General features: G+C 46.1%; 17 protein-coding genes and 4 tRNA genes. 5 read left to right on the forward strand and 16 right to left on the reverse strand.

All coding sequences use genetic code 11. From position 1 onward, the window contains the following. Positions 1–103: 103 nt before the first annotated feature. The gene (locus tag RJ47_RS15320) at positions 104–1,093 is read right to left on the reverse strand and encodes a LacI family DNA-binding transcriptional regulator (RefSeq protein ID WP_005470714.1); all 990 of its coding nucleotides are present in this window, start codon (positions 1,091–1,093) and stop codon (positions 104–106) included. A gap of 243 nt (positions 1,094–1,336) precedes the next feature. Here RJ47_RS15320 and RJ47_RS15325 point away from each other — a divergent pair, with 243 nt between their 5' ends. Continuing rightward, a complete protein-coding gene (locus RJ47_RS15325; RefSeq protein ID WP_038138458.1) occupies positions 1,337–2,776 on the forward strand; it encodes a sucrose-specific PTS transporter subunit IIBC in 1,440 nt (479 codons plus the stop codon). A gap of 170 nt (positions 2,777–2,946) precedes the next feature. Here RJ47_RS15325 and RJ47_RS15330 read toward each other — a convergent pair whose 3' ends face one another. After that, the gene (locus RJ47_RS15330) at positions 2,947–6,675 is read right to left on the reverse strand and encodes a thrombospondin type 3 repeat-containing protein (protein ID WP_039484963.1); all 3,729 of its coding nucleotides are present in this window, start codon (positions 6,673–6,675) and stop codon (positions 2,947–2,949) included. A gap of 816 nt (positions 6,676–7,491) precedes the next feature. Between RJ47_RS15330 and RJ47_RS15335 the strand changes: the two genes are divergently transcribed. Continuing rightward, entirely contained in the window at positions 7,492–9,000 is a 1,509-nt protein-coding gene (locus tag RJ47_RS15335) for a DUF3360 domain-containing protein (RefSeq protein WP_038189267.1), read from the forward strand. A gap of 379 nt (positions 9,001–9,379) precedes the next feature. Next, entirely contained in the window at positions 9,380–10,147 is a 768-nt protein-coding gene (locus RJ47_RS15340) for a hypothetical protein (protein WP_039484967.1), read from the forward strand. A gap of 446 nt (positions 10,148–10,593) precedes the next feature. Here the strand turns inward: RJ47_RS15340 and pheT are convergent, their stop codons facing one another. After that, positions 10,594–12,999, reverse strand: coding sequence for a phenylalanine--tRNA ligase subunit beta (pheT, locus tag RJ47_RS15345; protein WP_038214941.1), 2,406 nt, complete (start codon positions 12,997–12,999; stop codon positions 10,594–10,596). Positions 13,000–13,017: 18 nt separating this feature from the next. Beyond that, positions 13,018–14,001, reverse strand: a complete 984-nt coding sequence (pheS, locus tag RJ47_RS15350; protein WP_004413586.1) for a phenylalanine--tRNA ligase subunit alpha — start codon at positions 13,999–14,001, stop codon at positions 13,018–13,020. A gap of 253 nt (positions 14,002–14,254) precedes the next feature. Here pheS and RJ47_RS15355 point away from each other — a divergent pair, with 253 nt between their 5' ends. Continuing rightward, positions 14,255–14,740, forward strand: a complete 486-nt coding sequence (locus tag RJ47_RS15355) for a GNAT family N-acetyltransferase (protein WP_038214936.1) — start codon at positions 14,255–14,257, stop codon at positions 14,738–14,740. On the opposite strand, the gene RJ47_RS15360 is transcribed toward RJ47_RS15355, so the two are convergent. From RJ47_RS15360 to RJ47_RS15380, 5 genes are all read right to left on the reverse strand, one after another. Beyond that, a complete protein-coding gene (locus RJ47_RS15360) occupies positions 14,677–15,840 on the reverse strand; it encodes a GGDEF domain-containing protein (protein WP_038189277.1) in 1,164 nt (387 codons plus the stop codon). The two genes, RJ47_RS15355 and RJ47_RS15360, sit on opposite strands and share 64 nt — an antisense overlap. Before the next feature lie 187 nt (positions 15,841–16,027). After that, the gene (locus RJ47_RS15365; RefSeq protein WP_039484971.1) at positions 16,028–17,212 is read right to left on the reverse strand and encodes a hypothetical protein; all 1,185 of its coding nucleotides are present in this window, start codon (positions 17,210–17,212) and stop codon (positions 16,028–16,030) included. Between the two features lie 3 nt (positions 17,213–17,215). Beyond that, the gene (locus RJ47_RS15370; protein WP_411572117.1) at positions 17,216–17,977 is read right to left on the reverse strand and encodes an outer membrane lipoprotein-sorting protein; all 762 of its coding nucleotides are present in this window, start codon (positions 17,975–17,977) and stop codon (positions 17,216–17,218) included. 46 nt (positions 17,978–18,023) lie between these two features. Further along, positions 18,024–20,399: an efflux RND transporter permease subunit gene (locus RJ47_RS15375; RefSeq protein ID WP_039484974.1), complete on the reverse strand. Its 2,376-nt coding sequence runs from the start codon at positions 20,397–20,399 to the stop codon at positions 18,024–18,026. A gap of 174 nt (positions 20,400–20,573) precedes the next feature. Next, complete coding sequence (locus tag RJ47_RS15380; protein ID WP_005470716.1) at positions 20,574–21,362, reverse strand: TetR/AcrR family transcriptional regulator; 789 nt, start codon at positions 21,360–21,362, stop codon at positions 20,574–20,576. A gap of 227 nt (positions 21,363–21,589) precedes the next feature. Between RJ47_RS15380 and RJ47_RS15385 the strand changes: the two genes are divergently transcribed. After that, positions 21,590–22,666 carry a PQQ-dependent sugar dehydrogenase gene (locus RJ47_RS15385; RefSeq protein WP_039484978.1) on the forward strand — a complete coding sequence of 359 codons (1,077 nt, stop codon included), beginning with the start codon at positions 21,590–21,592 and terminating at the stop codon, positions 22,664–22,666. Positions 22,667–22,678: 12 nt separating this feature from the next. Here the strand turns inward: RJ47_RS15385 and RJ47_RS15390 are convergent, their stop codons facing one another. From RJ47_RS15390 to pgsA, 7 genes are all read right to left on the reverse strand, one after another. Continuing rightward, complete coding sequence (locus RJ47_RS15390; RefSeq protein ID WP_005470701.1) at positions 22,679–24,121, reverse strand: sensor domain-containing diguanylate cyclase; 1,443 nt, start codon at positions 24,119–24,121, stop codon at positions 22,679–22,681. Between the two features lie 35 nt (positions 24,122–24,156). Continuing rightward, positions 24,157–24,666 carry a hypothetical protein gene (locus tag RJ47_RS15395; RefSeq protein WP_039484982.1) on the reverse strand — a complete coding sequence of 170 codons (510 nt, stop codon included), beginning with the start codon at positions 24,664–24,666 and terminating at the stop codon, positions 24,157–24,159. Positions 24,667–24,824: 158 nt separating this feature from the next. Then, positions 24,825–24,900 (reverse strand) — tRNA-Gly (locus RJ47_RS15400). A gap of 16 nt (positions 24,901–24,916) precedes the next feature. Continuing rightward, positions 24,917–25,003 (reverse strand) — tRNA-Leu (locus RJ47_RS15405). An 84-nt stretch (positions 25,004–25,087) separates the two neighbouring features. After that, positions 25,088–25,163: transfer RNA gene (locus tag RJ47_RS15410), tRNA-Gly, on the reverse strand. Between the two features lie 3 nt (positions 25,164–25,166). Next, positions 25,167–25,240: transfer RNA gene (locus tag RJ47_RS15415), tRNA-Cys, on the reverse strand. A 239-nt stretch (positions 25,241–25,479) separates the two neighbouring features. Beyond that, positions 25,480–26,037 (reverse strand): CDP-diacylglycerol--glycerol-3-phosphate 3-phosphatidyltransferase, encoded by a 558-nt coding sequence (pgsA, locus tag RJ47_RS15420; RefSeq protein ID WP_038138539.1) that lies wholly within the window; start codon positions 26,035–26,037, stop codon positions 25,480–25,482. Between the last annotated feature and the right edge of the window lie 24 nt (positions 26,038–26,061).

Consider the following 26,061-nt stretch of genomic DNA (forward strand, 5'->3'; position numbering starts at 1 on the left):
AAACTACAAGCTACTCACAGCTGTTCATACTGGCACTCCGTGATCTAACGCACAAAAAAAGCCTGACGAATCAGGCTTGGTAAAAGGAGTAATTGAGTCGCTGCTAGCAGGTTTCTCGCTCTACATTTTGGAAAGTCAAAACCAGTTTGCTCATAACTTGGGGCTTGCCTTCGATCAGCTCTAGCAGCATCTTAGCGCCATTTTCTCCTGCCTTATCAAAAGCATAGTTAAACGTCGATAAAGTAGGAGAACTAATACAACCGAGCTCATCATTACCCACGCCCAGTACTTTAACCTGCTTGCCTACTTCAATTCCCGCCTCTTGCAGTGCCTTAATCGCCCCTACAGCAATTCGGTCGGTCGCGCAGAAGATGCCATCAACATTTGGGTAGTCTTGCAGAATCTGTTTTGTGTTGGCATAGCCTGAATCTATGGTGAACTCTCCGTGACAGTGGAAAAGTAGCTTCTTTCCTTCAGACATTGCCAAGGCTTGCACCAAACCATCAGAGCGCAGTTTATCTACCGCCAAGTCGGAATCCGCCACACCCAAAAATCCAATCTGCTCACACCCTGCTGCAATGAGTCGATTCCCAGCTTCGAACCCGACCCTTAAATCATCATGCACAACGCTCGGAATGTTGAACAGTGATCCATCTTGCCCCACCAGCACTACAGGCGCTTGTGATTGAGAGATCGCTTTGACCAAGTCCGCATCAATGTGAGTGGCGTAGAGCACAATCCCTTCGACTCTTTTCTGATTAAATAACTGAATATATTCAATTTCTTTTTCATTTGATTGCTGCGTGCTGGCCAACAAAACCTGTTTTCCTGCCCACTCAAATATGCGGCTTAAGCCATCCATTCCTTGCGCCGTCGCGTGGGATGAAACGCGCGGGACAATAACACCCACTAAGTTTGTCTTCTGCGATTTGAGGTCTTTGGCAACTTGGTTGACCACATAACCAACCTCTTCCACCGCCTTCATCACTTTGGCTTTGGTCGCCTCTTTGACGCCGTATTCGTTATTGATGACTCGAGAAACGGTCGACTTTGAGACACCAGCCAGTTCCGCGACATCGTGTAGACTTGCCATTGCGAGATCTCTAATTAAGTTATTGGGATTGTTTGCAAAAACTACCAGATCTGGAAACAAAATCCACTTTGCCCAATCGGTTTAGCAAAATATTTTAGCAGATCCATCTCACATAAAAACCCAATATGTTTTGACTGAATTGAATAGATCACCAAAAATCGACTTTGCAAACGTTCCCGAAAAGAGTTTAACCACCTTTTCCAAAGATTCATTAAATAGCAAAAACAACAACTGGGGTTTGGAATGAACTATCCGATTATTGCAAAAGAGCTGCTGGAGCTTCTTGGAGGCAAAGACAACCTTCAAGCGCTCGCCCACTGTGCGACACGCCTACGTTTAGCACTAAAAGATGATTCAATTATTGATGAAGACGCTATCTCGAACTTAGAAGGTGTCAAAGGCCAATTTAAAGTTGCTGGGCAGTACCAGATCATTTTTGGATCTGGCATCGTTAACCAAGTCCATGCGGAAATGGCGAAGTTGACTGGCATGAGTGATATGTCGACCAACGACGTCGCAAGTGCGGGTGCAGAAAAGCAAAACATTGTACAGCGCGCGGTGAAAGGTCTTTCTGACATTTTCGTCCCGATCATCCCTGCCATTGTTGCTGGTGGTCTGTTGATGGGTATTTTCAACCTGCTGACCGCTCAGGGGTTGTTTATTGAAGGTCAATCACTGATCGAAGCAAACCCGGGCCTTGCGGATCTCGCGAGCATGATCAATACCTTCGCCAACGCACCATTTGTCTACTTGCCTGTTCTTCTTGCATTTTCTGCCAGTAAAAAGTTTGGCGGTAACCCATTTTTAGGTGCGGCGCTTGGTATGTTGATGGTTCACCCAGACCTGTTAAACGGCTGGGGATTTGGTGGCGCTAGCGTTGCAGGCACCATCCCGACTTGGAACATCTTTGGTTTCGAGATCCAGAAAGTCGGTTACCAAGGCTCTGTATTACCGGTATTAGTGTCAGCCTTCATTCTTGCGAAAGTGGAAAACGGTCTACGCAAGTTCATCCCGTCGGTACTGGATAATCTGCTCACTCCGATGTTGGCGATTTTCATCACAGGTTTCCTAACCTTCACACTGGTTGGTCCTATCACTCGTGACATCGGTTTCCTACTCGGTGATGGTTTGAACTGGTTGTACGACTCAGCTGGCTTCATCGGTGGTGCGCTATTTGGCTTCATTTATGCGCCTTTTGTTATCACAGGTATGCACCACAGTTTTATCGCCATTGAGACTCAGTTACTTGCCGATATTGCGGTCACTGGCGGGACATTTATTTTCCCAATCGCGGCAATGTCTAACGTTGCGCAAGGCGCAGCAGCATTAGCGGTAGGCTTTAAGACCAAAGACATCAAACTGAAAGGAATTGCGGTGCCATCAGGCGTTACGGCACTACTTGGTATCACAGAACCTGCGATGTTTGGTGTTAACTTGAAGCTTCGCTACCCATTCATTGCAGCGGTTATTGGCGCAGCGACAGCAAGTGCGTTTATCACACTGTTTAATGTCAAAGCGCAAGCATTAGGTGCAGCAGGCTTGCCGGGTATCATCTCAATCATACCAAGCCAAATCGGATATTACGTTGCAGGTATGGCCATCTCGTTTGCTGTCGCTTTCGGTCTCACTCTAGTATTGGGTGCCCGTGAAAGCGTAAAAGCAGGAAAAGCGGCAACCGCTTAATCCTTGCTGGACTAGGAAGGTCCCCGTAGTCAAAACATGTTTTTGACGCCAGCCCCACCCACGGTGGGGCATTCTTGCTATTTGAATGATCAATCAATAAAAACGGGATTGCGCTAGGCAATCCCGTTTTTGTTTCTGTTTGGGAGAAATGTTTCCCCTAAACGTGGTTGCTATTCTTCAGGGAATACTTGCTCAATCATGTAAACATGACTCCATAGATCCCCTTCATCGTCCTCACCGATACCAGGCCAGCCCGTTTCGTTCGCTTTGGAGAGCGCTTTCACTGAAAGCAGTTTTCCATCCGTTCCAACAATAGCCATGTAATCAATCGCTGTTAACTCTCCAGCGGTTATCGTAACTACCAAGAGTTTGTTTTCAGAATCGGCAGTCCACGTAAAGTTGTAGTCAACCGATGGCTCTTCACCTAAATCGGTGTAGAAGCCACTGCCATCACTATTGAACGTGTACTTCTCGTCCGCATCCATTCCTGTCTGGGAAATGACAATCTGGCGATCATCTCTATCGAAGAACTCGTTGCTGAACCACACTTCTTCCGCAAGGTCAGACTTACACTCATCAATAGCCTCTAGATACTCTTCAAATGTCGCGGTGGTGAGAGGAACATCATTGACCTCATCCCACTCAGTGTTACCTGTTTGACACTCTTGAACATTCTCCATTGAACTATCCATGTATTCATCGGCCCAATATGCGCCTTCCTCTGGCTCGAACACCACCATTTGGTAGCTGTCTTCGCCACGTTGAGCAATCACATATTGTTCATAGACCATGCTGGTATTATTAGGGTCAGTGACTTGGATTTTCTGACCATCAACAATCGTCCAAGCGAAATCTCCAGTGTACACACCATTACGGTATGAAGACCCTGAGCCATCACCATTGTACATGTTGGCTCTCATTTCACCGCGACTGTTGGTTCGTAGTATCGTTTTACCCGAAACATCGTCATTGGAAGCCATGAGTGTGCTACCAGTACAAGTTTGATACGCAGTGATTGCGTTATCAAAATCTTGCTCGGTGGCACCCGACTCCATTTCCCCAAACGGACACACGGCTTTATCAACAAGTTCGTAGGTTTCGGACCAAATCTCACTGACAGATACGCCTGCGTCATCAGTGTAGGTTTCGAAGTGTTTCACCGACCAAACCTTGTCAACTTCGCCTTCTTCGGCAATCGCATACCCGGTTAATGGAGCAGAGACGGAATCACTGCTTGACCCAGTTTCTTTGCCAACTAAAGCCCATTTCCAAACGCCGCCATCTTCGTAGGTAATGACCAAGTATCCGGTAGTTTCTTCAATTGCCCATTGAGCATCAAACGCATAGATACCATCTTTACCAACATGCACCGTGCCACCTTCAACAAAGGTGTACTGGCGAGAGCTGTCATCGCCTCTGAAACGTTCAAACGTATTCCCTACGACCATCTCTGATGTGATCTTACTTTCCAGACCACCACATCCTGCAATCGCAAGCGAGAAGTCAGCTTCGGTCGCGCCGGACTCAGCATTATTGGCGTAACACTCACCAAATGGCAGCTTGATCGCGTCAAGGATGTCATCTTTCGCTGTCTTACTGATAAAGACTAAGTCGTCGTCATCAAGAGCGACATCCGCTTTCTCAACGCTGCCTCTCACCACGACACCATCATAGACGGTAAATAGCACCGTTGTGCTGTCTTCATCCCAGAGCTCACCCCAAGCAGTTAACGCTTCTTGTGGCACAGTCAATTCAATGAGTTCAACGGAGGTTACGCCGCCATCAGACCAAGTACCCGTTGCAACTTTAGTCGCGTAGGTATCAAATGTGTTTGGATCTCTATTTTCCCAGTCCATGGTATAGAAGTTAGCCGTATTGTTATCTAACAGCTCAACCGCTGCGGCCATTCCATCATCACCAGAGAGATAAGCTCCGACAAAAGACCCTGTGCTTACTTGCTCACCAACAGAAGTGGTCACGACGAGTTCGTCCAGACTGGTTGCTTCACCATCAGACATCCCACCATCGCCTTTGAAGACCCATGCCGAATCTCCATCGTAAAGTCGGTACAGATCCTCTTCCGGTGTCAGCACCGCTTCTATCATGAAGGCACCCATACTGAACGCCAGTGAACTGTCTTCGAACTGATCCCAGACCTCTTCCTCTGTTAGTAGAGTAGACACAACGGTACCTTCAAGATCGGTAAGAACTGCTGATACTGAGTAACTCACAATCTGCGGATAGTTTGTGGCGTAGGCAATGATTTCGCTACCGCCAGAGAAGTCTAAGCTGTATTGGCCATCCAACTGCGTCCAACCGGTGGACGTTAGAACAACATCACTGTCTTCTCCCAATTCAAACTCGAACATACCAAAGCTATTGACCTCAGCAATGCTCACTAAGTTTGCAATGCCGTTGTCGATTTCCATGGTTTCTATGGTTACTTCGTTATCTTCGATATCTGCATCGAAAATAAACGCGTAGCTTTCACCGTACAATGCACTCGAGACTTTGGCGTTATCCGTTGCGCCGACTTGATCATCTAATGGATCTGAATCGAGCGAATCAATTACACCGTCACCATCATCGTCATCATCTGCGTTATTACCGATACCATCACTATCCGTGTCGACGGATTCGCTCGCATCGCCCGGGAATGCGTCTTGTAGACCGTCGACGCCATCGCCATCAGCGTCACCCGCTTGGGTGTTGTCATCCGGGAACTCATCGTCTAAGTCATCAACGCCGTCACCATCGCTGTCCCCTGCTCTAGTAGGGTCGCCAGGGTATTGGTCTGTGGCACTGTCAACACCATCCCCATCTGAGTCACCAACAAGCTCTGGATCATCTGGGAATTCATCGTAGAGATCATCGGTGCCATCACCATCTGAGTCACCCGCTCGCGTATTATCATTCGGATAGTCGTCATCCGTGTCTTTGACACCGTCGTTATCGTCATCTAAATCGGCATTGTCACCAATTTTATCTTTATCGAAATCGGCACTTTCACTGGCGTTAGTTGGGAAGACGTCAACGTCGTTGTTCACGCCATCGCCATCTTTATCTAAATCAGAGTTGTCACCCGTGCCATCGCCGTCAAGATCGTACTGTTCGTTTGGATCATCATCGAACGCATCTAGCAAGTCTGGCACACCATCGCCATCCGTATCGGTATCCAAATCGATGGTGTCGTAATCTTCTGGGTCGGTATCATTGACCGTTTTGATGGAGGAAGAAACAGTGTTGGCTGATTCAAGGAGTGTGTCATCGGTCCCTTCTGCCGCATCACCCAAATCTTCTTCATCATCGGGGAGCACATTTTGTTCCACAAGCGTTTCTGCGGCGAAAGCAGCGTCGTCAAGGTCTTCTTCGATAAAGTCGCCAAGTACATCATCGGGATCAATACCCAAATCTGCCGCAATTTTATCGACAGCATCTTGTTTCGCTTGCTCAATCTCTTCTTCGGTCGCATCGTCGTCAGTCGTCTGTTTTAGAGTGACGTGAACAAGTGTAGAAAGAGGAGTAACATTGGTTTCGCCTGCAGGAGCAGACATCACATAACCCGTTGAAACTGGGCCATTATCTTCATCAATAGTTTGGCCAGGAATCGCTTTGACGACCACTGCGTATTGCCCCGGATTGGAAACGTTCGACACGTCTAAGTTGGCTACGCCGCCATCGCCAGACGTCGCTGAAGGTTCGTTATCGTCCAATACGAAGTCACCGTCAATATCAAGCCATACCAAGGCCCCTTTTAGGTAACCATCGATCGCTTTCACGCTGTATGTACTACTTCCGGAGGAGCCAGAATCAGAGGAAGATGAACTGCCGCCACCACAACCAGATAGCACGACTGCACCTGCAACGCTGAGTGCTAAAGAAATTTTGTTTAGTTTCATACCTATATCCATTAGTTATCTAACCAACACATATAAGCTAGTGCTAAATGACCATATTCGCCAATTTGCGAGCAATACCAAAAACTTAACTTTCAACTCAATTGACATGCACAATTTGTTTATATTTCAGAGTGATAGACTAGCACTCTGGCAAATGGCAGTTAGAACGAATCATTTGCAATGTGAATAAATAACCTTACTAATTAATCGTTTATCTAATTTACTAAAAAAATTTTATACACAACTAAATTTGTGAATTACCACTATGCACCGCGCTAATCGAAATCCGTTTAAGTGATTCCTTACTTGCCGCTCTCATCTAAAGCAGTCTCACCTTAAAGTGTCACCCAATAAAAAGCCCTGCTACTAGAGCTCAATAACAGGGCTTTGGTATGACTTTAGTTGTAGTTAGTCGTGAAGAGACGCGCCAACCTTCTCAGATACGTGAGCGGCGATAGCGTCAACCTCACCTGCGATATCTGCATCTTCATACTTGCAGGCCAATTCTACGACCAATGTCTAACTCACTGAGACTATTTGTTTTTTTGAGATTGGTTTAAGGTACTAACGACTTCAATGATTGCGTTTAGTTATAGGGTAATTTGTTCTTGGTCTTTATCCGCGAACCTCAAGCTTGTACAACAATACCAATGATATTCAAGCTTGTTTCCGCCCCTATTCTTAGTCAGTCACCTTCATTTTTTAACAATAACTCAAGTGACACCGAATACTGACTACTCCGCTAACTCTTAATACCGAGAGTAAATTACGTTTGTTGGAACAACACACCTCAGAGTGTGAACGAAAGGAATCAAAATGAGCAGCACTTTAGAGTCCGTAAACATAAGAACAGATAATCCTCAAGCCAATGAGGATGAACTCAGTTATGAGCAACAACACAAACCAAGCTCTGAATTTGAGTCCCGAGAACAGTATCTAGAGCACGAATTGCAAATCATGTCGCCTAAACGCTGGCGCCCAAACTTGCCGTTTAAAGATTATCGATTTGAGATTGAAGACACCATCCCAGCAATGGCGGCGACCATTGGTAAAGTGGTTATGGTCGGTGCAATTGCTGCAACTTTTGCCGGGGCTCTAGGGCTAAATGAAGGATTTATTCTAGAAAATGTTCGTTATGAATTACTGATCGCTTCTGTTTTCATTATTCTCTTCTCCGGTTTCTTATTACCGACAGCAAACCTTGCAGGTACACACGGTCCACTCATCCCGCTAATTCCTATTGTTGTTGCCGCTGGCGGTCACCCAATGGCGTTTGGCTTGCTGATAGGCGCGTTTGGCTTACTGTTGGCCATCAGTAAAGGTGGCAGCATGTTGGCGAATCTCACCAGTAAAGGCGTATGTGGCGGCTTGTTGCTCTACCTAGGTTTTGTTGGGACCGTTTCTCAAGTTAAAAAGCTATTTGCTTGGGCAGAAGGAATTGGTATGAGCCACATCGCTTTCGTCGTGATCTTTTGTACCATTGTTTTGTATGCGCTGTTAGAGCATTTCCGTAAACGTTGGCTAGCCGTACCTCTTAGTTGCTTGCTAGGTGGCTCGTTAGCTTTTGCTATGGGTGCACCGTTTTCTTTCCAAACCGAGCCTGGTTTACCTCATCTGAACCCGATGTATTGGTGGGGAGAAGATACTGGTTGGATGCTGGGCCTACCGACAATTGAACACTTCATGGTGGTATTGCCGTTCGCTATTTTAGCCGTGGCGATGTGGTCACCAGATTTCTTAGGCCATCAAGTCTTTCAAAAAATCAGCTACCCAGAACGTACAGAAAAAGTACACATGAACATTGACGACACCATGACCACGGCATCTATTCGCCAGACGTTTGGTTCTCTTCTTGGTGGTACTAACTTTACTTCGTCATGGGGGACTTACATCGTACCAGCCGCAATTGCTAAACGCCCTATTCCTGCGGGTGCTTTGCTGACAGCTCTGTTTTGTATCATCGCCGCAATTTGGGGTTACCCGATGGATTTAGCTATCTGGCAACCGGTACTTTGTGTTGCGCTAATCGTAGGTGTATTCGTCCCATTGCTAGAAGCTGGAATGGAAATGACGCGCGAAGGGAAAACCACCCAATCTGCTGCGATTGTTGTGTTTTCATCAGCGCTAGTAAACCCTGCATTTGGCTGGTCGCTCACCATGTTGTTAGATAACTTAGGCTTAATCGGTTGTAAAGAGCGTAGCGGTGAACTGAGCAAGATGAGCCGCTGGGTGTTGCCAGGCATTATGTTTGTAGTACTAACCAGTGTGATGGCGTTGGTTGGGCTTCTACCAGGGATACCTGCGATTATTCCAAGCTTTCGTTAACTTATAATCAAGAGTTGAGGCTATGAGTATTTAACCCAGCAACTCTATGTACAAAGACAATAAGGCCTCGCACTTGCGAGGCCTTTGGTTTTCTGAGGTGATAACCAGTTAACCCCTTTTTGCCCCTTTCGTACCAACTACATCAAACTTCTCATTCTACTTGGAATGGTTTTGCCCAACTTTTCCTAATCAATAGGGCACGCCAGTGGTAAACATTTTCCCCTTAGGTATCGTTCTCAGTGGTGGTCATCACAAACGTCATAATGAATGAAGCATGTTTCGCTTGGTGTTGAGACTCGAAGCTTACATGCTGTTTGACAGAAACCACAGTATAATATAAATTTTACAGTATATGTAACAATTACTGACGAAAGAAACAATGAGCAAAGTAATTAGACTTCCTGAGAAAACTTATAAACGACTAGAGCGTCATTCAGTAGGATTTGAAACTCCAGCTCAAGTTATTGAAAAGATGATCGATTATTATGAGTCAATGGAATCAAGCGACGAGTTTCAGTATGAATGCTTGGATATTGACTTACTTGAAAAAGCATTTGAACGGGTTTTCGAAGTCAAACCTCGTAAATTCGGCCAAAAATCGAGTCCTATCAGCGGGTTTAGTGACGATGCAAAAGGAGTTCAATGGAATATTAGCCTTGTAGCAACTACCAATAATATCGAGCTCGGGATTAACTTAGAGGGCATGTCGTACTCAAATACTTGGCCAATCTCAAAGTTCATTGAAAATGAACTGCGAACAGGAGAACTTATCAAGCGTTTTCCGCTGAAAGATGTCACAGTGAGATTTGACAGAGATGCATGGCAAGTATCTTCTCGACTACCGATAGAAGAAAAAACAATCTTGAGGGAAAAAATCAATTGTATTTCAGAAGCCCAGTGGAAAGAGTCATTAGAGGCAGGGCTGAACTGCTTAGATGCAAACAGGAAATACAAAGGCCGAACAAAACAAAATGTCACGTTGATACCATCAGGAAGATTGTTGGAAAAAGAGGTTTCACCTCATATTTCTTTCAAGCTCAAGCTTGTTCCTGAAGAAAACACTTTGGATTCTCTGTGTGAGGCTATTAGAGAGGGACGAAATAAGCTTACTCGTCTATATGATTACATCAAGAAAACCTCGTCTTAAATTGCCCCTAAGGAGATGGTTCATGCCACTACTAATAGTTATTTATCTAGTTTTATCCTACTACTTTTCTTGGTGGCCTTTTGACGAAACTGAGCGTGCCATAAATACTAGCGAGTTTAATGTTTACGTTTTCTCAAGTTCTGGAAGTGAGCATTTTCTTGGCCGAGCAAAAGGATTGAAACGTTGTAGTGCATTGGCTAGTTCCTATGCTACAACCGATAAAGCTTTTAGCTCTGACTGGTCATATATTTGTTGTCGGATTGCTGACGGGAGTCAGTGTAAGTCAAAGCATCGCTAATGACACAACCCATCAAGATCAGACACCAAACGGTAGGCTGGCAAATTTTTGTCCACTAACGAATTAACACCCAACTCCTTAATCGCCCCAAACAGAAAGGCCTCGCGATTGCGAGGCCTTTGGTTTTCTATCTAATCAGAAGTGATGATTAGTCACGCAGTGACGCACCGAACTTCTCAGATACGTGAGCAACGATAGCGTCAACCGCACCAGCGATGTCTGCATCTTCTAGCGTACGCTCTACAGATTGTAGTGTTAGCGCGATAGCTAGACTCTTCTTACCTTCTTCAACGCCTTTACCAACGTAAACGTCGAACAGTTTCGCATCTTTCAGGAACTCACCACCTTGCTCTAGACATGCTGCAACGATGTCGCCAGAAGCTACTGCTTCGTCAACAACGACCGCGATGTCACGACGGTTTGATGGGAACTTAGAAAGCGCTACAGCTTCAGGAATCACTTTAGTGTTGATTGCAGACCATTCCACTTCGAATACGATAGTACGGCCGTTTAGACCAAACTTACGCTCAAGCTCTGGGTGAACGGTACCAATCACACCTACCTGCTTACCATCAACGATGATAGCTGCAGATTGACCTGGGTGAAGCGCTGGGTTCGCTGCTTTGTCTTCAGCAGAAAGCGCTGCGAAAGAATAAGCTGCTTCATTTGCTGTTAGCTCAAGAACCGCTTCTAGATCGCCTTTAAGATCAAAGAAATCAACCGTGTTAGTTTCGATGTCCCAGTGCTCTTCGCTGCGAGTACCTGCGATAACACCTGCAAGCATAGGCTCTTGGCGCATACCGTTTTCAGCAGACTCACAAGGGATGAAACGTAGGCCGTATTCGAATAGACGAACGCGTGGCTGTTGACGTTTCTGGTTGTGAACCACAGTGTTTAGTAGACCTTGGATTAGGCCTAGACGCATTGCTGACATATCCGCAGAGATTGGGAATGGCAGGATTAGCGGCTCAACACCTGGAACAACAAGCTTTTGCTGCTCTGGCTCAACGAAGCTGTAAGTGATTGCTTCTTGGTAACCACGGTCAACAAGTAGGTTACGAACGCGTTTTAGCGGAATGTTCGCTTCTACGTGGTCGTGCATCTTAAGTGCTGCCGCCGGGTTTTGGTTAGGGATGTTATCGTAACCGTAGATACGACCTACTTCTTCAATTAGGTCTTGCTCGATTGCGATATCAAAACGCCATGTTGGTGCTGTTGCCGTCCAACCTGCGTCAGTCGTTTCTACAGTTAGGCCAAGACGCTCTAGGATCTCAACCACATCGCTATCAGCAATGTGGTGACCTAGTAGGCTGTCTAGCTTAGTGCGACGTAGTGATACTGTGTTTGCTTTTGGTAGGTCAGCTTCTGACTCTACTGCAACAACAGGTGCTACTTCACCGCCACAGATCTCAACAAGAAGTTCTGTTGCACGCTCCATTGCGCTTGTTTGTAGTGCGAAATCGACACCACGCTCAAAACGCATTGAAGAATCCGTATGTAGACCGTAGCTACGCGCGCGGCCACGGATGTGGTCTGGTGCGAAGAAGGCACACTCAAGTAGTACGTCTTTAGTTTCAGTCGTTACACCAGACTCTTCACCACCAAAGATACCTGCGATAGCAAGTGCTTTGTTGTGGTCTGCTACTACTAGAGTATCAGCGTTTAGCTCAGCTTCGTTGCCGTCTAGAAGAGTTAGCTTTTCGCCCTGCTCTGCCATACGAACGACGATGCCGCCTTCAATCTTAGCTAGATCGAATGCGTGCATTGGCTGGCCTTGCTCAAGAAGAACAAAGTTAGTGATATCTACAACTGGATCGATAGAGCGGATACCACAACGGCGCAGTTTTTCTTGCATCCATAGTGGTGTTTCAGCTTGAACGTTTACGTTCTTAACCACACGGCCAAGGTAACGTGGACATGCTGCAGTCGCTTTCACTTCGATAGAAACTGTGTCGTCGATAGCTGGTGCTACTGCGTTTACTGCAGGCTCAGTTACGTCAGCACGGTTTAGAACGCCAACTTCACGCGCCATACCACGGATGCTGAAACAATCAGCTCGGTTAGCCGTTAGGTCTACGTCTACTGTTACGTCGTCAAGACCTAGGAATTCGCGGAAATCAGTACCAATAACTGCGTCTTCTGCTAGTTCCATGATGCCATCAGACTCAACGTCGATGCCTAGTTCAGAGAATGAACACAGCATGCCGTGTGATGGTTGACCACGTAGTTTTGCTTTTTTGATTTTGAAATCGCCTGGTAGAACAGCACCAACAGTCGCTACAGCAACTTTGATACCTAGACGACAGTTAGATGCGCCACAAACGATGTCTAGAAGTTCTTCAGCGCCAACATCTACTTTAGTTACGCGTAGTTTGTCAGCGTCTGGGTGTTGACCACACTCAACCACTTTACCTACTTTAACGCCAGTGAAAGAACCAGCAACAGGTAGTACGTCGTCTACTTCTAGACCCGCCATTGTGATTTGGTGTGTAAGTTCGTCAGTCGATACCGCAGGGTTTACCCACTCACGAAGCCAAGATTCGCTAAATTTCATAGTGATGGTTCCCCTGGATTACTTGAACTGTTTTAGGAAACGAAGGTCGTTCTCGAAGAACGCACGAAGATCGTTTACGCCGTAACGAAGCATAGTTAGACGCTCAACGCCCATACCAAATGCGAAACCAGAGTACTTCTCAGGGTCGATGCCTACACTGCGCAGTACGTTAGGGTGAACCATGCCACAACCTAGAACTTCAAGCCATTTGCCGTTCTTACCTTTCACGTCTACTTCTGCTGAAGGCTCAGTGAATGGGAAGTAAGAAGGACGGAAACGAACTTCAACTTCTTCTTCAAAGAAGTTACATAGGAAGTCGTGCAGAATGCCTTTAAGCTGTGCGAAGTTTACGTTCTCGTCTACTAGCATGCCTTCCACTTGGTGGAACATTGGCGTGTGCGTTTGGTCGTAGTCGTTACGGTAAACACGGCCCGGTGCGATGAAGCGGAATGGTGGTTTGCCATTTTCCATCGTACGGATCTGAACGCCAGACGTGTGAGTACGTAGCATTAGATCTGGGTTAAAGAAGAACGTGTCGTGGTCAGTACGCGCTGGGTGATCTTCTGCGATGTTTAGTGCATCAAAGTTGTGGAATGCATCTTCAATCTCAGGACCAGACTCAGTGTTAAAGCCTAGCTCACCAAAGAACTGTTCAATACGCTCAACAGTACGAGTCACAGGGTGTAGACCACCGTTCTCGATACGACGACCTGGTAGAGTTACGTCGATTGTTTCTGCGGCTAGCTTCGCTTCTAGCTCTGCACGTTGTAGTGCATCTTTACGAGCTGCGATCGCTTGTTGAACAACGCCTTTCGCTTTGTTGATCTCTTGACCAGCTTCACGGCGCTCTTCTGGTGGTAGTTTACCTAGGCTTTGAAGTTGAGCTGTTAGCTCACCTTTCTTACCTAGATACTGAACACGCACTTCATCAAGTGCAACTAACGAATCTGCTGCTTCAATAGCGGCGTTCGCGTTAGCAATGATCTCTTCTAGATGTTGCATCGTTTCCTCATCTACCTACACCTACATGCAATAGGCATAAGTGGTAGTGTCCATTCTGGGCTACTCGCAAAGTGCGATTACCCGACAGGGATTTTGGGTCTATAAATAGCCCTACATAGTAACGAATGACAGGGTCAAATCCAAATTGAAATCTTGCTATTTACCGCCTTTGGGCAAAAATTCGCCTCAATGCTTGATAAAACAGGCTTTCAGACCAATGTATAAAGCATTGACGGAATCCTAAGGAAGAGAAATGGCAGTGTTAATTGAACCGATTAAGGCGCATCAAGATGATCAGATCTGCAAGATAATCAAAGCGGTTGGCGCCGAGTTTGGTGCCATCGGCGAAGGGTTTGGTCCATCGGACCCAGAAGTTCTTGCCATGAGCCAGTACTACACCGCACAAAACCGAAGCTTATATCTTGTAGCAAGCCTAAATGGAAAAATTGTTGGCGGGTGCGGCATCGCGCCTTTTCAAGGTTCGAACACAGTTTGCGAGCTAAAAAAGCTGTTCTTATTGGAAGAAAGTCGCGGTCATGGCATAGGCCAAGCGCTCAGCGAGCAGTGCTTAACCTATGCGAAAGAACAAGGATTTCGTGAGTGTTATCTGGATACACTCACTTCTATGAAATCCGCGATTCGATTGTACGAAAAACTGGGGTTTGCCCACCTAGATCAGCCTTTAGATGGAACCGAGCACAGTGGCTGTGATGTCTGGATGCTGAAGTCACTCGATTGAACCGTGGCAACTTGATTTCGCCCCGACGACTTCGCTAAGTACACCGCATTGTCGGCCACTTTAATCAAGTCATTATAATCGTTCATATTTGGCGTGCGTACACCAACCCCGACACTGATGCTACCTCGCCAAACGCTTTCTCCCACTGGAACCAACATTTGGCTTACTCTATCTCGTGTAATTTCGGCGATGTGCAGCCCACCTTCAAGATCGGTGTTTGGACAAATGACAAAGAATTCATCTCCGCCTAAGCGACATACCAAGTCATCACTTCTAAACGAATGAGCAAGATTTTGCGACAACTCGATTAGCAGTCTATCCCCTGCATCATGACCTGCCGTGTCGTTCACTTGTTTAAAGTAATCCGCGTCAATCATGATGCAAACCAAAGGCTCGTTGTTTTGCACTGATTCTTGCCAGTAAACCTTGAGTTTTCGGATGGCGCAGCGTCGGTTTGGTAAATTGGTCAAGGAGTCGGTCAACGACAGTTCTTCTAACTGCTTGTTTGCTTCAGATAGCGCTTTGGTTCGCTGCTCTACCTTGTCTTCCAAGCATTGATTTAACTCGAGCAGCTCTTTGTTGCGCTCTGAGACTTGTTCAAACAAACCATTGAGTGCTTTAAGCAGCGGCTCCGTTGAGCTGTCTTGTTTTCTCTCTTCATTGAGCCAAGCGGTCTTTGGGTCTACCCCTGCTTCTATCTGTTTGACTTGACGAGACATATTCTGATCGATGCCGAGAATATGGTAGGCAAGCCAATGAATCAAAAAGTTGAGTAAGTGTTCCGACGCCTTTTTGTTCTCGTCGCTGATAAACGCTTGCATGCTAATGATGTCAGCCATAAACGCGCGATGAACCTTCACATGCTCTTCAATATGTTCCGAGTAGACCCCAGCACTGCGCATGAGGTTTTCTTCTTCTTTGAAATGAAATTCTGCATAACGAGAAAGTTCAAATAACGCCATTCGAATATCTTGGATTGAGATACTGTTTTTAGCGATTAACTCTCCATACCGATTGATGATCTCAACGAGATACTGATGCTGTTCATCTACTTCATCAATACCTGTCGTGTAGCATTTGTCCCATTGAAATGACTGCATCGACCGTTCGCCCTTGTCTACAATTTACTGGGTTTAATTTAATAAATTTATAATAACCATACCTTGTATATGGAATTCTACATAGATTTTATTCATTTCACCGACTGAAACACGAAAAAAGGGAGCTAGATCAGCTCCCCATGGTTTGGAATCCATATCACTTATTTAAATAGTGATTCGGATCTCTTTAGAAGTAATACTCTAATGAAATTTCAACGAAATCGTCTTTTCGAGCAAAGTACAACAGATCGTCTGGCGTATCGTTTTCGAACAGCCAGCCATTCACAGTCCAGGACAAATGATTCGTTAAGCGACTTGATGCCTCAAGTTTAGCGCTGTATACGTCCTGATTATCGAGGTCTTGAGTGATGCCAAGCAAGATTTCAGTACTGTCCTCATCATTGAGTGCAATTCTGGTTCCCGCAAATACGTCGTTTTGTCCAATCGATTGGGCATTGTTTCCACGGCTGTCATACAAATACTCAGCGATCAAGCCGATGTCCCAAACTGTACCGAACGATCCAACAATGGTGTACTCAAACCCACCGACCATACCCGTGTGGTGGTCGTCACTATCTCGGTAGATGCTTTCAAGTTTCCACAACCAATCACCCACGATTCCTTGTAGATCGACCCCTACTTGCTTTGCTTGAGCATAATAAGGCTGAAGTTCTCGACCATTAAAACGATAATAGGGATCTCGGTTGGTCCCCTGAAAATAGCTGACGCCTAAGTCCCAATCCCCCAGCATTTGTGAATAACGAAACGCCACATCAAGATGTTTCTCTTCTCGGCTTGATTCATAAATAGCGTTGCTTGAGACGGGCACTGTTGGCCTTAAACGCCCATCTTCCCCTGCAAACGTCCGTTCTCGAAAGTACGGCAGTATCATGGCATCAAGCGTTCCCCAATCTTGAATCGACGTAAAGTGAACCATTGGTTGGCCTAGCTTATCTTCTCCATCCAGTGACTCAATTGCATCGGTTTGATTGACAACATCAACAAGGTGCGCAGACTCCGTGACTCCCCAAAACACTTTGCCGACGCCAACTCGAACTTCGAAGTCGTCCCAGTATTTCAGATAGAGCGCCTCACGGATATCACCATGTGTTCGCTCTTCGTCCAAGCTGTCGACACGATAAAAAGGCACAAATGTAAAATCAGAGCTGTCATCAATTTCCCAATACAACTCGGGCTCTAAAATAAGCGAGCTTTGCCCTTTATCCTGACCTTGTAGCCCTTCAGAGAAAAATTGACGATGCTCGACGGTGGACTTCCCCGCCAACTCAAAAGCGTGACAATGTAACGCAAACAGAGTCAGAATGAAGCTCGCTGCTAGTCGCCAAGCGCAAGCATTAACACTTTGCTTCATGGTTTATTTCACCCTTTTGAGTATGTTTTTCTCGAAATCTTTTTCGCTGAGCCCCGTTTGGAAATCTAATTGGCTGGTGGTCAGCAACGTACTTTTACCCGTTTGATGATTCACCATTGCCATGGTATGAGCTCGCCAGTATTGATTGAGATACTGTTTATAATCTTCAAATTGCAATGTTTTAAGCAGTGCACCTTTGCGATCATAAAACTCGACTTTTATTGGTCGATAATGTTGTTGGTCCAACCATACCAGTTGCTTGGTGTAACCTGAGTTTTTGTCCGTCGGTACTTGCTCCAACACGTAACTTTCGACGCCTTCTATCGCCTCATTGCGTAGATAGTTAAAGGAGTACTTTTCGAGTTCAAATGAGCTCAGATCCTCGTAAGCGAATTCGCTGCCCATAAAAGGGCCTGACTTGTTGCGTGAGGAGATTCTTTTCACTCGCTTCAATGCAGGCAAATAAAGCCATTGGTCGTCCGCATCCAAGGTGTGGGAGTGATTTAGAAAAGCCGTCCCTTTCACATCTCTCGGTTGGTCAAATATCGTAAGCCCTTTGTCGCCATCACCATCGACCTCAAATGACTTCAGCCTCATTGCACGCGTGCTGCTCTCGCCTTGTGCGTTTTTCAAAATCATTTCCATGGTCGCGATGGAGTCTTTCCAACCTTCATCTCTTGCTTTGCGCTCCTTGGCGATCTCAAGACCACGTTCGGGAGATGCGATCACTGGTCCAGTAAACGTAATCAAAACCGCCAATGCCATTGTATTAATCAGTGTCTTTCTCAATGTGTTCATCGTTATATCCTTATTAACCTTGGGTTGGAGCTACAGTCGTGGTAGACAATGTTTGTTCTTCTTGCTTTTCGGTATAACTCGCCGTATCAAACTTCATTAGCAATGCAGGAAGGAAAATAAAGTCCACAACCAGTGCAATGAAAATGACAAGTGCACTTAGCTGGCCCATGTCAGCGTTCAGCCTAAAACTCGACATCGCGAGTACGGAAAAACCAGCAACCAGAACAACCGTAGTTATCCATAGCGCGCGCCCTACCGTGTGAAATGCGTATCGTACTGCCTGCTCCGCAGATTGACCTTGCAGGCGGGCTCGTTGGTATTTCGATAGAAAATGCACGGAATCATCGACGACAATTCCCAGCGTCAGCGTCACGACCACAGAGAGCCCCAAATTGATTTCTCCGGATAGAAGAGCCCACAAACCAAAGCCAATTATCGCTGGGGCCATGTTAGGCACGACGCTGATTAAGCCCAAACGTAGTGAGCGAAGCGCAAAAATCATCAGTGCAGAGATTAGAATGAGTGTCACCGGAAGAGTGGACAGCATGCTTGCCATATTTGTTTCTCCGATATGCGCAAACATCAATGATGGACTTGAAGCGACCACCTCATATTGAGGAGCATGTTGTGAAAACCACGCGTAGATTCGGTTTTCCAGATCGACCAACTCAACGCTACCTAGGTTATCGACTGTAACCACCATTTTAATCGAGGACTTATCAACATTAACCTGGTTGTTTAAGTCCAACCCGTAAGGAAGAGACATCTCGTAGAGAAGCAAGTATTGAGCGGCTAACTCTCGATCCAACGGAAGTGTGTAGTAACTTTGCTCATCAGCATGCATATTTTTGTTGAGACGCTTATACACATCAGAAAGCGTCGCGACGTGATCCGCTTCTGGTTGATCTCTTAACCATTGAGAGAAATCACCAATCGCTTTGAGGAACACAGGATCCGCTATGCCTTGAGATTCATTGGTCTTAACCGCAATACTGATATTCGTCATACCGCTGATGCGCGCTTCCATGAAATCTGCCGCTTGTCGAAACTCACTTCGTGAATCGAAGTACTTCACCGACTCGTCATTCACCTTGTTCAATGGCACGAGCGCTGCGGACATTGCAATCACAATCGCAGATACCGGTAGCAAGACTTTGCGGTTCGAGACAACCCAATCGCCCAACTTGTCCATAAAATCAGGAGCGCCTTGTTGCGTCTTGTCCACCTGTTTTACTTTGATTGGTAACACCCGCAGTAACGCAGGAAGCAATGAAACAGAAAGAAAACACGCGATCATCACGCCCAGAGCTGCGAGATTGCCAAAATCTCTCAGAACCGGTGAGTCAGACATGTTCATCATCAAAAAGCCAATCGCCGTCGTGACCGACGTCATTAGAATCGGCATAAAGTTAATCGCGACACTTTGATCAATGGCGAACGGCTTTGAGTGCCCTTTTTTCATGTTTTGACGCATAGTAGCGATCACATGGACGCAGTCGGCGACTGCAAGGGTCATTACCAAGGTAGGGATATTAACCGTTGCTGTACTCAGGAACATGCCCGCCCAACCTGATAACCCCATTGTTGCCATCACAGACGCGATAATGACCACGAGAGTAGCAATCACGCTAAGAAAAGAGCGCAACATAATGGTGAGAAACAGCAAAATAACCAATAGCATAGTCGGGACGAGTGTCGCGCTATCATCTTGCGCGGCGACCATAAAGGCGTGGTTCATCGCAACAATGCCCGCTTTATAAAACTCAACGTTTGGGTATTGCTGCTGATACTTCGCAATCAACGCATTTGCACTGTCGATCACTTCAATCGCTTCTGCCGTTTCATCAATTTGCGGTAATTGGACGGTAATGTTCACGACCGTGACATCCCCTTTCCCGGAAATAAGCGAGTGTTTTACAACAGGCTCCGACAACGCGATACGTTTGATCTTATCGATTCGTGCATCTGTTAGCTCGTATTCTTCTAACAGCAGGTCTTCGACAATCAAGTCATCTTCTAGTGCTTCGGTATGCTGATAATTGGCAAGTGAATCGACGCGACTCGAATAAGGGATTTGCCACGCATCTTTGGTCAGTTGCTGAACAAGAGACAAGGTTTCACCTTCAAAAACCTCGCCGCTTTTCGGTGCGATCACGATAGACAAGTTGTCTGATTTCGCGAATGTCGTTTGGATCTCGTCGTACGCTCTTAATTGAGCATTCTGGCCATCAAAAAATATGTTGTAGTCCCCTCTGAAGTAGAGGTTTTTCCCGCCAATGGTTGCCACAACGACAAGCAACATTGTTGCTAATAACATCCACCAGCTAAAACGGGTGGGCATGGTTAGCCAATAGGGAGGCTGTTTTGGGATCGGTTGTTCGGTATTCATCACACTCTCCGTTTGTGACGTTTCGTCAAAAATATACATTTAAAAACCAGACTAAGCTGGTTTCTACACATCGTTAATGGTCATAGACCACCATCATTTTGTCTTTGTGTCTTTTTTGACGATTCGTCATCTATTGGCAATTTAAAAGCCCGCTAGGGCTTCTAAAATAAAGTGTTACCTTCCCACCGATTCCAAATACTCGATCTCTTGGGAGAACATTTCTTGTTCCACGCGCTGCCAGGTTTTCCGGTAATCCCACTCGCTTGAAAGTGGCTTCCAGTTCAACCCATCCAACAACATATTCGCGTTATGCAATGCAGAGAATGGATCTTGAATACGCTTAATACAATGACTGTTTGAGGCATTTTGGTTTAGAGCATTGGAGCCAAAAGCAATGGACCAGTTCGCATAAACAATGGCATCAGAGCCTATGCCTGGCGAAAACTTCAAGTCCCCCTGCTCTACCGCGGTATTCACAAGTAAGTCGGCGTGGCCAATGACTTGTTCCTCCAGCTCGTTGAGCTCTTTGACTCGCTCAGGTGACGCTTTCTCAAGCACCCACGGGCTCTTGGCCATAATGGCACACGTTGAAAGAACTGGCTCCATGCGGGCGTAAATTCGATAACCTACGTGCATCGCCATCACTTTTTCACGTGTTGTTCCCTCAAAAGCTGCGGCTCTAGCAAACAAAATGGCTTCACTCTTGAGCGAATGAATACACAGTGCGATCACTGCATCTTCTTTGCTCGAGAAATGGTTGTAGATCGTTCCTTTCGAATAAGCACTCGCCGCGGTCAACTTGTCCATTGTCAAGTTACTCCAACCTTGCTCTTGCACTATCGACTTAGCGAGAAGCGTTAACTCAACCTCTCTGTCAGCGATTGCCTGTTGCTTCTTCGAAAGAGCGCCACCACCACCAGAACGTTCACTTTTGTCATTTTTACTACAGCTAAAGCCAAACATGATGTATCAATCCGTACTAATCCGTTACTCCTTAACCTAGTCATTGTAACACGATTACCATAAACGTGATAAACAGCAATTTATGACGACTCGTCATTTTTGACACATCGTCATAATAGTGCATTTATTGAACATTTCAAGTACATTTATAAGAATGATTGATGACAGCCCATTGAACGTATACAACTTAGATGGTCATTAAACCCAATTGAGAGGTGCGGCAGACGATGAAGATACACATATATTTGGCTCTTGGCGCGATTGGAGCAGTGCTCTCAACTTCCGTATACGCTTGGCAAGCCGAGCTTGTTGCGTCTGGCCTCAAGGTACCATGGGGGATGAGCTTTATTGACGACAACCAATTGCTTGTCACACAACGCCACGGCGAAATAGGTGTGGTTAACCTTGATGATGGCTCCTATCGTACTGTCGCTACACCGGCACAGGTGAGTGCTGTTGGTCAGGGAGGCTTGCTTGATGTTGCCAAGTCTCCTTTCGAAGACAATACGTTCTATTTTACCTATTCAAAGCAAGTGGAAGATGCATACGAAACGGTATTAGCTTCCGCTCAATATCAACAAGGTAAACTGATTGGATGGAAAGAGCTTCTCGTGACTCAGTCTGGATCTGATACGGGCAGGCATTTTGGTAGCCGAATCACCTTTGACAAACGCTTCGTGTATATGTCTGTCGGCGATAGAGGCGTTCGCGACAACGGACAAAATCAGAAAACACACGCTGGCTCGATCCTGCGCCTGTTACCAAACGGGGTAGCCCCAGAAGATAACCCGTTTACCAAAGTAAACTCAGCGTTAAACGAGATATGGAGTTATGGTCACCGCAATCCTCAAGGACTGTTTTATGACCGCAGCACTCAACAGCTATGGTCTATCGAGCATGGTCCGCGCGGCGGAGATGAAATCAACTTGATTGTCAAAGGAGAAAACTATGGCTGGCCTGTTACCTCCCACGGCAAAGAGTATTGGGGGCCAATTTCAGTCGGTGAAGCCAAAACCCTGCCGGGTATTCAAACACCGAAGAAGGTGTACGTGCCTTCTATCGCACCTAGCTCTCTCATCCTTTACAGAGGGGATAAGTACCCATCCCTAAATGGCAAACTGGTATCTGGCGCATTGAAGCTCACACACCTCAATGTCGTCACACTCGATGAGCAAGCAAATATCGTTGCTGAAGAGCGGCTACTAGAATCCTTAGGAGAGCGAATACGAGATCTAGAAGTAGCACCAGCAGGAGAGATTCTGTTTAGCACTGACAGCGGGAATATCTACCGTCTCGTGGAATAAGTAACAAACGAGTTATGCGTCAATACTCTTCCAGTTGACGCAGTTTCGTCCCTGCTCTTTGCTCAAGTACAGTGATTTATCGGCAGCGTTAAACAGTTGATCTTGCAATGCTTCGTAATCCGTTTCCGATGTCGGCTTGAAAGCCCGAACTCGAGCTCCTCCCGCAGACACCGTAATAACTCGGTGCGGATCATTGCCTCCATGTAGAATGGCTAAACCTTCAATTTCTAGCCTTAATCGTTCTGTAAAGTAGTCCAGCTGGGATCCGGACGGGCGCGCGCAAAGAATCACAAACTCCTCTCCACCATAACGAAAAGCAAGATCGGTATCGCGCACTAACTCAGCAATTTTGCTTCCTACTTTCGCTAATGCATTGTCACCTTCTGTGTGCCCATACAAATCATTAAACGCTTTGAAGTTATCCACGTCACAGACAATCATTCCAACGTAATAGTCTTTACTCAGGTGGCGTTTGATAAACGGTTGCACCATGCGAGTGTATTTATTCCGAGATCCTAAACCAGTAAGCGGGTCAGTGTCGGATTTCGTACGCAATATGTTCAGCTGGTTTTCAATTTTAACCAACAACCCTTTATACGCTCTGGCAAGTTGGCCGATTTCATCCGACCGCTTGAGCTCCACCAGAGAATCAATCTCTTGATAGGCATTTTCCGAGTCCATGCTGCGAGCCAAATTTTTCATCGGTGACACAATCCAGTGCGTTACCCAACCTATCAACAGTAAAGAGATCAGTAACGCAACGCTGGCTTCCAGAACAAGTTCTTTGATCAAGTGAGTTCTGATTTTCGTCAAATTGCTCGCGTCGATAACCGCCCAAATGTAGCCACCATTTGCGTTAGTGAGCGGCACTTCGATGTGCAAAGCACACCGTTCTTGATCAAGATAATATCGTAACCCTTGATACTTTGGCTTATCCCAATCGAGCGTGATGGTTTCACTCAACTCCTGACTGCGGAGCAGTGAATCATATTCAGTCTTATTCCTTTTCAACAGGTAATTGAGCTTCTTGACCGTCACTGGATTGCTGTTTGCTGAGTCCGCTAACCTCTGCTCAAGTATCTCTATTCGCCGAGCTACCGTTATCAGTTCTTGAGCTTCAACATCATTTCGCCAAAGCAAATCACGTTCCGCTAAATACCGGACATGGACATTTCGCTTAGAGTAGTCTGAGACGCCTTTAACTTCAAAAAACAAAATGTCCTCGATCGAACTTATCACCTGCTTGGTCGAAGACATCGTGAGATTGGCATAGTTTACGCCAGCAACAGAACCAGAGAAGAAGTTTACCTGCGTATCAAGAGAATGCTTTGCCAGCAACGCCGAATATCTGACTTGACGATCCCATTCGCTGGAATAGCGTGCGTAGCTCATGCCGAGCACAATCATCACAACCAATACCAAGTGAGAAACTATCAGCATTTGTTTAATGGTCATTTTAAGCAGCGGGGCACTCAATCTCATAAACAGCGTCACTCTGCATCAAGAGAAGTTGACGAAACACATGTCCCGTTGCGACAAATATCTTTGTAAGTCGTATGACAGCTTTGACAATAACTTGGCTGGAGTGATGGATGAGTGTGGCTAATATCCTCACCTTTTCGGTTGTAACTGCCGTAAATGGCCTCTCCACCTATGTGCTCGGTAACCCAAACAATACCTTGAACTTCTGAAATAGCGACCGCGGTTGGCCCGTCAGTATAGGGGCCATGATTCTGATATTGTTCGATTTTTTCAGGATTGACCCGAATCGTCAGGGGGGAACCTTGCCCATTATTGATCCAGCTGTATGCTTTTACAGATTCTTGTAAAAAGAGCGAAGCGTCGTCAGGAAGGACGGTATCTGCAGGAAGGTTCATCGACTCTTTGACTACAGGCCACTGAGACCAATTTTGAGGGTAACTCGCTAATGATTGGGATAACACGCAGGAGGACGCCAAAGACAGTATTGCCGACAGGCTCAACAGCAAAACTTTTTTCATACGCAATCCAACACCCTTTCGCGTAGCAAGAACAACCTTATAAACTGTGGCGTATTTTATGGGATTTACGAGTGAATTAACACTTATTTGAGTGTTTTATCATCAAAGGAGATGTGAGAGCACAAAAAAACCAGCCGAATGGCTGGTCTTTTAGAATTTGGAGCGACACACGAGGTTCGAACTCGTGACCTCAACCTTGGCAAGGTTGCGCTCTACCAACTGAGCTAGTGTCGCAATAATCTGTGTTAGATGGTGCCCCGGGCCGGACTTGAACCGGCACAGCGCGAACGCCGAGGGATTTTAAATCCCTTGTGTCTACCAATTCCACCACCAGGGCACACAAATCTAAATTTGTGAGGCCTTTACTGAAGTAAGTAAAACACCATCTAGATATCGAAGTTTGTTTCGCTATCCAATAATTTGGAGCGACACACGAGGTTCGAACTCGTGACCTCAACCTTGGCAAGGTTGCGCTCTACCAACTGAGCTAGTGTCGCAAATGGAGGCGCGTCCCGGAGTCGAACCGAGGTCCACGGATTTGCAATCCGCTGCATAGCCACTCTGCCAACACGCCTTCGATACTCCAATTAGCTCGCTTAATTGCTGCGTTCCTCTTGGGTACGGGATGCATTCTACGGATTCGAACTAATGAGTCAACACTATTTTTAATTTTTTGAATCGTTTGTCTAATTAACGCTCAAAAAGCGCCAAATTGCTCAATTTACTCGCGTTAATTCTTTGAATAACGGTAAGTTTCCTAGGATAAACGCTAACACAGATACAAAAAAACGGGCCTGAGCCCGTTCATTTAAATCAGTGATGCTCCTCATTGAGCAAGTCATCTTTGGCGGCAAGTAAATACTGCCCCATCGACCAATAAGTGAGGATGGTCGCGATGTAAAGCGCAGCAAAGCCGACCCAAATCATCCAATCATCGTAGCGCCAAATTAACACCCACAAAGCAAACATCTGGCTGACGGTTTTTACCTTACCTACCCAAGAGACAGCAACACTCGCGCGTTTACCAATTTCCGCCATCCATTCTCGGAGCGCCGAAATAATAATTTCTCGAGCAATCATGGTGACGGCAGGAATGGTGACCCAAATCGAATGATAATGTTCCGTAATCAGGATAAGAGCGGTAGCGACAAGCACTTTATCAGCAACTGGGTCGATAAATGCACCGAATCGAGAGGTTTGCCCTAATTTTCTTGCTAGCATACCGTCTAACCAGTCGGTGAAACCTGCTACCCAAAAAACCATAGCAGCCGCAAACGGAGCCCAGCTATAAGGAAGATAAAAGACCACGACGAAGACTGGAATCAGAAAAAGTCGAAGTAAAGATAGAATATTAGGGATGTTTAAACGCATATTTATTAATGGCTCTTATCGTGT

Origin of the sequence: Vibrio sinaloensis, assembly GCF_000808535.1 — a bacterium.
Lineage (GTDB): Bacteria > Pseudomonadota > Gammaproteobacteria > Enterobacterales > Vibrionaceae > Vibrio > Vibrio sinaloensis_D.

Coding starts and splice junctions, on each gene's coding strand:
- RJ47_RS15380 (WP_005470716.1), bottom strand. CDS start 21,362: ATGTTTGGCTTTAGCTGTAGTAAAAATGACAAAAGTGAACGTTCTGGT.
- RJ47_RS15375 (WP_039484974.1), bottom strand. CDS start 20,399: ATGAATACCGAACAACCGATCCCAAAACAGCCTCCCTATTGGCTAACC.
- RJ47_RS15385 (WP_039484978.1), top strand. CDS start 21,590: ATGAAGATACACATATATTTGGCTCTTGGCGCGATTGGAGCAGTGCTC.
- pheS (WP_004413586.1), bottom strand. CDS start 14,001: ATGCAACATCTAGAAGAGATCATTGCTAACGCGAACGCCGCTATTGAA.
- RJ47_RS15330 (WP_039484963.1), bottom strand. CDS start 6,675: ATGAAACTAAACAAAATTTCTTTAGCACTCAGCGTTGCAGGTGCAGTC.
- RJ47_RS15395 (WP_039484982.1), bottom strand. CDS start 24,666: ATGAAAAAAGTTTTGCTGTTGAGCCTGTCGGCAATACTGTCTTTGGCG.
- RJ47_RS15335 (WP_038189267.1), top strand. CDS start 7,492: ATGAGCAGCACTTTAGAGTCCGTAAACATAAGAACAGATAATCCTCAA.
- RJ47_RS15370 (WP_411572117.1), bottom strand. CDS start 17,977: ATGGCATTGGCGGTTTTGATTACGTTTACTGGACCAGTGATCGCATCT.
- pheT (WP_038214941.1), bottom strand. CDS start 12,999: ATGAAATTTAGCGAATCTTGGCTTCGTGAGTGGGTAAACCCTGCGGTA.
- RJ47_RS15355 (WP_038214936.1), top strand. CDS start 14,255: ATGGCAGTGTTAATTGAACCGATTAAGGCGCATCAAGATGATCAGATC.
- RJ47_RS15320 (WP_005470714.1), bottom strand. CDS start 1,093: ATGGCAAGTCTACACGATGTCGCGGAACTGGCTGGTGTCTCAAAGTCG.
- RJ47_RS15325 (WP_038138458.1), top strand. CDS start 1,337: ATGAACTATCCGATTATTGCAAAAGAGCTGCTGGAGCTTCTTGGAGGC.
- RJ47_RS15340 (WP_039484967.1), top strand. CDS start 9,380: ATGAGCAAAGTAATTAGACTTCCTGAGAAAACTTATAAACGACTAGAG.
- RJ47_RS15365 (WP_039484971.1), bottom strand. CDS start 17,212: ATGAAGCAAAGTGTTAATGCTTGCGCTTGGCGACTAGCAGCGAGCTTC.
- pgsA (WP_038138539.1), bottom strand. CDS start 26,037: ATGCGTTTAAACATCCCTAATATTCTATCTTTACTTCGACTTTTTCTG.
- RJ47_RS15360 (WP_038189277.1), bottom strand. CDS start 15,840: ATGCAGTCATTTCAATGGGACAAATGCTACACGACAGGTATTGATGAA.
- RJ47_RS15390 (WP_005470701.1), bottom strand. CDS start 24,121: ATGACCATTAAACAAATGCTGATAGTTTCTCACTTGGTATTGGTTGTG.